This is a genomic window from Bradyrhizobium sp. CFUWI, from assembly GCF_056429085.1.
Genome location: NZ_JBWJZE010000001.1, coordinates 818,211 through 825,427 on the forward strand (window position 1 = coordinate 818,211; position 7,217 = coordinate 825,427).

Genomic DNA, 7,217 nt, shown 5'->3' on the forward strand with positions numbered 1-7,217 from the left:
CTTTCACCATACGCCGCGCGGCAGCGCCTCAAAACCCGGACAGCGCACGGCTTGAAACCGATCAGTTGATTCCAGGGGCAAATATCGATGTTTAAACGACCGTCAGTTCACTATGGGCGAATGCCTGAGCCGACTACGCCTTACCAAAAGGCAGCTCAGGTTTGGGATGAACGCATTGGATCGGCGCGCGTGCAAGCCAAGAACTGGCGCCTGATGGCGTTTGGCTGCCTGTTGCTGTCTACGGGGCTTGCAGGCGGACTTGTTTGGCAATCGAACCAAGGATCAGTCACTCCCTGGGTGGTCGAGGTCGATCACCTCGGCCAAGCCCAGAGGGTTGCGCCCGCCAACTTCGACTATCAGCCCACTGACGCTCAGATCGCCTACCATCTGGCTCGGTTTATTGAAGACGTCAGGGGCCTTCCTGCGGACGGGATTGTCCTACGCCAGAACTGGCTGCGGGCCTATGATTTCACGACAGATCGCGGCGCGGCCGCGCTCAACGACTATGCGCGTAACAACGATCCCTTTGCCAAGTTGGGGAAGGCGCAGATCTCCGTCGAGGTCTCGAGCGTCATTCGCGCCTCGTCGGAAAGCTTTCGCGTCGCGTGGACCCAGCGCGTCTACGAAAACGGCTCGTTGAGCTCGACCGAGCGCTGGACTGCAATTATCGCGATCGTGATCGAGACACCGCGCGATGCCGAACGTCTGCGCAAGAATCCCCTTGGCGTCTACGTTCGCGCCATCAACTGGTCAAAGGAGTTGAGTCAGTGACCAAGACGCCGTCTGACGTTCATTCGAAGCATCCGGTACCGTACAGCAGGATCAGTCCGACTCCGCCCGAATTTTCGACCGCGAAGCGAGCAGTCTTGTTTGCTCTCCTGCTTGCTTCCTTCGCGCTCGGCGGGTGCGCGACCTACATTCCGCCGGAGATCAGCTACGACGCGGAGGTCCCGCCGCTGCCGCCGGCTCCAGCAATTCTCGACGACAGGTCGCGACCGCTGCACGTTCCACCGCTCTGGAATCCGGCTCTTGGCGGCAAGTCGGGAGGGAAGGAAGACGCTGAACCCGTGAGCCGGGTTGAGACCGCAAACAGCGCAGCCCGAGTCGAACCGCGCAAGCGGGGGTATTTCAACGCGGCGCAAATCTACACCTATAGTCCCGGAGCGCTGTATCAGATTTACGCTGCGCCGGGGCAGATCACGGATATCGCGCTAAAGGAAGGAGAGCAGCTAACGGGGGCAGGGCCGATCGCGGCCGGAGATACCATACGGTGGGTCGTGGGCGATACCGAAAGCGGGAGCGGCGACACACGGCGCGTCCATATTCTGGTCAAGCCGACTCGAGCTTCGATCGAGACTAATCTGGTGGTCAATACTGACCGGCGCACCTACCTGATTGAGCTCCGCTCTCGCGAGCGGCCATACATGCCATCCGTTGCCTGGTACTATCCTGAAACGCCACGCGAACGGTCGCGTTCAGTCGCTCTGAAACCCGTTCTGCCTGATCCGGCGCAACGCATCTCCCGCTACGCCATCGAAGGGGATAATCCTCCTTGGCGGCCGCTCGCCGCATATGATGATGGCCGCAAGGTCTATGTCGAATTCCCGCAGGGCATTGTGCAAGGCGAGATGCCTCCGCTCTTTGTCATTGGCCCGGATGGCAAGACCGAGCTCGTCAACTACCGCGCCTACGGCAACGTGTTGATCGTGGATCGGCTGTTTGCTGCTGCCGAACTCCGGCTCGGCGGTGAGCACCAACGGAAGGTCAGGATTGTCAGGACAGACGGGAGGCCGTCGTCATGATTGCGCCGAACGAGAACGACCAGCCCCAAGTCGCGCCGCCGCAAACACAAGAGGAGCAGTCTAGGAGCTTTCGCTTGAGAGCAGAGCATCCGCCCGTCACGAGGTTGTCGCGGAAGATACTGGCGGGCGGGAGCGCGGTTGCCCTGCTCGTCATCGGAGGTGCAGTGCTGTGGTCCTTGCAAAACAATCGCTCCCGTAATCAGGCGGCCGACGAGCTCTACAGTACCGACCACCACAATGTTGCCGATGGCATTACGACACTGCCGAAGGACTACGCCGGCATTCCGCGCCAGGCAGTTCCGCAGCTAGGTCCGCCGCTTCCCGGCGACATGGGTCGACCGATCCTTGCCGCTCAAGGTTTGTCGCCGACGAGTGGCTCTGACCCCGACAAACAGCGCCAGGATCAAGAGACCGAAGCAGCCCGCATCAGTCATCTGTTCGCTTCGACTAATGGGCGAGAGATGCGTCCGTCCGCCGCTGCGCCGGTCGGAGGGGATCGCGTCGTGCTGCCCAACGCAACGAACTCTGGCGACGATGGATATGCGCAAAACGGTCAGGACCGCAAGCTTGCCTTCGTAAACGCTTTGGTGGACCGTCGCACTGTAAGCCCTGACCGCCTCACTAGGCCCGCTTCACCCTACATCGTGCAGGCTGGAACAGTGATTCCTGGGGCGCTGATCACCGGGGTCCGATCGGACCTTCCAGGTCAAATCACCGCGCAGGTAACCGAGAATGTCTTTGACACGCCGACCGGCCGCTTTCTGCTTGTGCCTCAGGGGGCGCGTCTGATCGGTATCTACGATAGCCAGGTCACTTTCGGCCAATCCCGTGTGCTGCTCGTCTGGACACGGCTGATCATGCCGAATGGACGTTCCATCGTTCTCGAACGGCAGCCTGGCGCTGACACCGCTGGGTATGCCGGCCTCGAAGACCAAGTGGACAATCACTGGGGCGAACTGTTCAAAGCTGCGGCACTATCGACGTTTCTGGCGATCGGGACCGAACTGGGGGCCGGCTCGGACACCAACAGCAACGACAGCGCAATCATCCAGGCATTGCGACATGGAGCGTCGGACTCACTAAACCAGACCGGGCAGCAGGTGGTTCGCCGCAGTCTCAGCATCCAGCCCACGCTTAACGTAAGACCTGGCTTCCCGGTTCGTGTTCTTGTCAATCATGACCTCATACTTACATTGTATAGAGGGTGACAACATGCCAAAACTCAAAATAGGGGAGCTTCCAGACGACAAGCCCGTCAAAGTGAGTACGGAGCTCCCTGCGGCGGTCCATCGTGATCTCATTGCATATGCAGAAGCGCTTACGCGTCAGGGGGGGCAAGTGGTCGATCCTACCAAACTCATCGCCCCCATGTTGGCGCGCTTTATGGCGACGGATCGAGGATTTTCTAAGCTGAAACGTCAAGGCCACGTACCGGCCGCTGAAGGACAGTGATGCTCAAAGTTTCGTCGAGACTGTTGTCGACGCTAAATAGTTGATTGCATCAAGCTAAGCGTGCCGCGACGAGGCGGCCGAGTCAGGAGATAATTGACGCTGGCCGCCGGCTTGGCAAGCGTTGATTGACGCTGCGCGACAATCAAGCGGCGCTGCCAGCGTCAATCGCAGTCTTGTCGAGTTCGTTGGGGGTAGTGTGAACAGGCGGCCGGCCTGGACCGCGCTTGCGATCGAGGGCAACTTTTCGACGGTAACTTTCGACGTTCATCTCGAGGATTGTGGCGTGGTGGACCAAACGATCGATGGCAGCCAACGTCATTGCTTGGTCCGGGAAGATACGCCCCCATTCGCCAAATGGCTGATTGGCCGTGATCAGCAGCGAGCGTCGTTCGTAGCGGGCGGCGATCAACTCGAACAACACACTGGTTTCCGCCTGATCCTTGCTCACATATGTGATGTCGTCGAGGATCAGGAGGTCATAGCGATCGAGTTTGGCGATCGCGGACTCCAGCGCCAGCTCGCGCCGCGCGACCTGCAGCCGTTGCACCAGATCAGTGGTGCGCGCGAAGAGAACGCGCCAACCGTTCTCGACGAGGGCCAGGCCGATCGCCGCGCCGAGATGGGTCTTGCCGCCGCCCGGTGGACCGAACAAGAGCAAATTGGCGCCGGCCTTCAACCAGGCGTCGCCGGCGGCGAGCGCCATGGCCTGTGCCTTTGATAGCATCGGCACGCTCTCGAAGTCGAAGGTGGCGAGCGTCTTGCCGGCGGGCAAACGCGCTTCCACCATGTGTCGCTCGATCCGACGGCGGGTGCGATCGGATGCCTCGTGCTCGGCAAGGGCGGCGAGGAAGCGGGCGGCAGGCCATCCTTCCTTGTCCGACTGTGCGGCGAGCTTCGGCCAGATCGCCTTGACGCCCGGCAGGCGGAGCTCATTGAGAAGCAACTCGACACGAGCAGCATCGACGGAGGTGGCGATACCGGTCATGCTGCCTCTCCCAGGTTCGAGCGGCCCGACATGACGCTGACGGAGGCGAGTTCATCGTAGACGTCGAGCGGCGCCAGCTTGACGGCGACGCGCGGGATCGAGGCCGCCTCGGGTCGGAAGCGGTCGCGCAGCGCGGCAAGATCGGGTAACTGTCCGGCGTCCAGATCCATCGCGATCGCCTTGGCGAGCTCGGCTTCGCAGGCTCGCTCGTGGGCCAGCGCTAGAAGTTCGACCGTCACCTTGCAGGCGCGCCGATCGTCACCGTGCTCCCGCAAGGTCTCGAATAGGCGTCTGTAAGCGGCGCGCGGGAAGAGCTGGTCGCGATAGACGAGGTTGAGGAGCGCCATCGGCTTGCGCCGCAGGGCATGGATGACGTGCCGGTAATCGACGACATGCCCGCCCTGGCTCTCCGACACAGGCCGACCGCGCCGCAACGTCACAACCGGCGTGACGCCGAGGAAGCATTCGAGCCGGTCGTCGAAGATGCGCACACGCAGGCGATGGCCAATCAGCCTTGAAGGAACGGTGTAGAACACGCGCCGCAGGATGAAGCCGCCTGACGACGTCACCGGGATCACTTTCTCGTCGAAGTCGGTCGTGCGGCCTTTCGGCAGCGGCGCCAATGCCTCCTTCTCGAGCGCGATCGGCTTGGCGAGGTTGGCGTTGCGCCGGCCGACAATCTCGTCGACAAAAGCCCGGTAGGCATCGAGACTGGCGAAGTCGCGCGTCCCCCGCAGCAACAGCGCATCTTCCAGTGCGCGCTTGAGATGGCCGTGCGCACTCTCGATCGAGCCGTTCTCGTGTGCAATGCCCGCATTGTTGCGTGTTGGTGCCATGCCATAGTGGCCCATCAGCGCAGCGTAGCGCTGTGTCAGATCCTCACGCGCGTCAGCCGCCAGATTGCGGAACGCCGCCGATAGGCTGTCGCTGCGATGCTCCCGTGGAACGTCGCCAAGCGCCCACAGGGCGTTCTGCAAGCCCTCGGCCAGGGCGACGAAGCTTTCGCCCCCGAGCACGACATGGGCATGCTCGAAGCCGGAGAACGCCAACCGGAAGTGATAGAGCCGGTGATCGAGTGGCTCACCTACGATGGTAATGCCGAGCGCGCTCACGTCGGTGAAGTCGGACAGACCCAGCCGCCCAGGCTCGTGCTCCTGGCGGAAGATCACGTCCTGTTCCGGGCCGTTGAGCGCCCGCCACGCATTGATGCGCCGCTCCAGCGTGCGTCGGATGTTGGGCTTGAGGTCGCGATGCCGCCGGCGCAGTTCGTCCAGCACACCGATCACGCGGATGCCGGGAGCAGCCTTCAGGATCGGAACGATCTCGGCGTCCCAATAGGGCGCGAGTGGATCGGATCGTCGCCGGCCCCTCGGCGCCTTCTTCTGCGATGGCGGGCGCGCATCGCCCTCAATCCGATACGCACTCGCTTTCGAGAACCCCGCCTTGGCCGCGGCCGCTTCGGGGGACAATGTCAGTCGGTAGGTCATGTACAGCCTCATCTGGTGGTCGGTGATGTGAAGGCCAGGCAAGGCATCGATTCCCTCTTGTCGAGACGAATCAAAAGCTTGCACCAGCCCCGCCCAGCCGCCAGACGGGTCCAAAAACGCGCGACGCCGATGGCGACGGTCCTCCGGTCGGGCTACGCCCTCCCTTCGGTCCGTCCCCATCGGCGCAGTCTCACCTTGATTGTCGCTGGAGTCTCACCCTGATCGCCGCCGCGCAGCTGGCATATGTTCGAAGAAAAGCGCGAAGCGACTAACGTTAGCGGGCACGTGGGCGGCTTTCTCTAAGATCATCCTCGCTGCGTTACTCCCGCACGCGAGTACTGGCGTCCGTACTCTTCACAAGCTCAATGGCACCAAGGCAATCAACTTTGTTGTGATAGCCCTCGCCGGAATCGGCGATTTTGCGTTCGTTCACCGAGTACAACGTCCAACGCCACTCATTACGCGCGTCCCGGTACAGCTGGAAGTACATAGCCTTGACCTCCTGAGTTATTCCTGCGCCGTAGGTTTGCCAAGTTGTACCGGTGCGAGGGATGCTGGGCACCTACCAGGATTGGTCGGCAGCGTACGGCCACCACGCACACTCAGCTAGTGCCAGCGCTGCCGATTAGCGAAGTGCACCCATTCCCCGAAAGCTGCTTTTGTCAGGCATGTATCGGTTAGTTGTCTCCAAGAATCTCCGCTTTCGATCCACCAGGCTTTCCGAACGTGCAAGTCGAAGGATTCTTCGTGCAAGATCAGAATTAGGGCCGCCGTCCACAGTCGCTCCGAGAGCTTCTCGAAACAGTGCGTCGGAATGCTGCCACCAAGCCCCGCTAAACTTGCTTTCTGCGAAGAACTCAAGAGTCGTCCGTGAAGAACCTGAACTTCAGTTCGGAACGAGCTGAAGTTGGAGGATGAGCTGGACGAGGATTTGGCGCAACAAGAGCTGCAGCCAGCGGAGGAGGCGCCGGAAGTTGTAGCCGGCGGCGGAGAGGACGGCATTGGTGGCATCTCCTTCGCGGTGCCAAAGATAGTTCCGGCCCATCCGATGTTCGGATTTGAGATGGCCGATGACCGGCTCGACGGCGGAGCGGCGGCGCAGCTCGCGTTTGATCTGCGGGATTACCCGCCGCTTTTGGCCTGACGTGAACACCCTGAACTTGTATTCGGGCGCGGCATTGTGGCCGCGGTAGCCCTTGTCAGCGAGGATGCGCTCGATGGTGTTGCCGACGAGTGCCTCCATGTCCGGGATCACGGTCTTGAGCGTATGGCCATCATAGGGGTTGCCGGGCAGCGCCTTCACATGGGCGACGAACTGGCCGCCTTTGGCGTGCGCCAGCGTGGTGGCAACGGAGGCTTTGACACCGATCTATGGACCACGCCCACGTTGCAAGAGGAATCGACAAAGGGATGAAGCGGTTTGCGCCAATCTATCCGGCTTCGATTTGAGGCTGTCGCCCCGAGCCATTATGGATATCCGCCCACTTCTGT

General features: G+C 61.4%; 7 protein-coding genes and 1 pseudogene. 4 read left to right on the top strand and 4 right to left on the bottom strand.

Going from position 1 to position 7,217, the window contains the following annotated elements:
* Positions 1-87 precede the first annotated feature (87 nt).
* Genes trbF through AC066S_RS03890 form a run of 4 tightly spaced genes read left to right on the top strand, consistent with a single transcriptional unit; the run spans position 88 to position 3,254 of the window.
* Complete coding sequence (gene trbF / locus AC066S_RS03875) at positions 88-771, top strand: conjugal transfer protein TrbF (protein WP_126259287.1); 684 nt, start codon at positions 88-90, stop codon at positions 769-771.
* Complete coding sequence (trbG, locus tag AC066S_RS03880) at positions 768-1,802, top strand: P-type conjugative transfer protein TrbG (protein WP_478268934.1); 1,035 nt, start codon at positions 768-770, stop codon at positions 1,800-1,802. Before trbF ends, trbG begins: the two co-directional genes overlap by 4 nt.
* Positions 1,799-3,010 carry a TraB/TrbI/VirB10 family type IV secretion system protein gene (locus AC066S_RS03885; RefSeq protein WP_126259288.1) on the top strand — a complete coding sequence of 404 codons (1,212 nt, stop codon included), beginning with the start codon at positions 1,799-1,801 and terminating at the stop codon, positions 3,008-3,010. Before trbG ends, AC066S_RS03885 begins: the two co-directional genes overlap by 4 nt.
* A 4-nt stretch (positions 3,011-3,014) precedes the next feature.
* Complete coding sequence (locus tag AC066S_RS03890) at positions 3,015-3,254, top strand: DUF2274 domain-containing protein (RefSeq protein ID WP_126259289.1); 240 nt, start codon at positions 3,015-3,017, stop codon at positions 3,252-3,254.
* A gap of 142 nt (positions 3,255-3,396) precedes the next feature.
* Here the strand turns inward: AC066S_RS03890 and istB are convergent, their stop codons facing one another.
* The 4 genes and pseudogenes from istB to AC066S_RS03910 form a co-directional block, all read right to left on the bottom strand.
* The gene (gene istB, locus AC066S_RS03895; RefSeq protein WP_126259290.1) at positions 3,397-4,239 is read right to left on the bottom strand and encodes an IS21-like element helper ATPase IstB; all 843 of its coding nucleotides are present in this window, start codon (positions 4,237-4,239) and stop codon (positions 3,397-3,399) included.
* Entirely contained in the window at positions 4,236-5,768 is a 1,533-nt protein-coding gene (istA, locus tag AC066S_RS03900) for an IS21 family transposase (RefSeq protein WP_126259314.1), read from the bottom strand. The genes istB and istA overlap by 4 nt, the downstream gene beginning before the upstream one ends.
* 277 nt (positions 5,769-6,045) lie before the next feature.
* Positions 6,046-6,216 (bottom strand): YegP family protein, encoded by a 171-nt coding sequence (locus tag AC066S_RS03905; RefSeq protein WP_126259291.1) that lies wholly within the window; start codon positions 6,214-6,216, stop codon positions 6,046-6,048.
* Positions 6,217-6,612: 396 nt separating this feature from the next.
* A pseudogene (locus AC066S_RS03910) lies at positions 6,613-7,092 on the bottom strand (IS5/IS1182 family transposase); the annotation flags it as partial.
* Positions 7,093-7,217: the final 125 nt, after the last annotated feature.